Source organism: Pseudomonas sp. EL_65y_Pfl1_R83 (assembly GCF_963970695.1).
In the GTDB taxonomy this organism is placed as follows: domain Bacteria; phylum Pseudomonadota; class Gammaproteobacteria; order Pseudomonadales; family Pseudomonadaceae; genus Aquipseudomonas; species Aquipseudomonas tritici.
In genome coordinates, this window is record NZ_CAXAQI010000324.1 from 1 (window position 1) to 486 (window position 486).

A 486-nucleotide genomic window follows, 5' to 3' on the forward strand; every position below is an offset into this window, starting at 1 on the left:
CTTAAGGATCGCTCCAGCCGTGGCCATCACCCATTTCACGCCCCAGCTCATCGGACGCGGCGATGGCCGCAGCGCCGTCCTGGCTGCCGCCTACCGGCATTGCGCGAAAATGGAGTGCGAGGCCGAGGGCCGCACCGTCGACTATTCCAACAAGCGCGGGATGATCCATGAGGAATTCCAGGTCGCGGCCGACGCGCCCGCCTGGCTCCGGGCCATGATTGCGGATCGCACCGTCGCCGGCGCCTCGGAGGTGTTCTGGAACAAGATCGAGGCCTTCGAGAAGCGGGCGGATGCGCAGTTCGCCAAGGAGTTCATCATCGCGCTGCCCGTCGAGCTGACGACCGAGCAGAACATCGCGCTGATGCGCCAGTTCGTGGTCGAGCAGGTGCTGTCGCGCGGGCAGGTCGCGGACTGGGTCTATCACGACGAGCCGGGCAATCCGCATGTCCACCTGATGACGACGCTGCGGCCTCTCACGGAGGACGG

General features: G+C 66.3%; 1 protein-coding gene. It reads left to right on the forward strand.

Annotation, left to right across the window (positions count from 1 at the left end):
- Positions 1–19 precede the first annotated feature (19 nt).
- The coding region (locus AACY08_RS29100) for a MobA/MobL family protein (protein ID WP_339472535.1) at positions 20–486 on the forward strand (467 nt) is incomplete at its 3' end.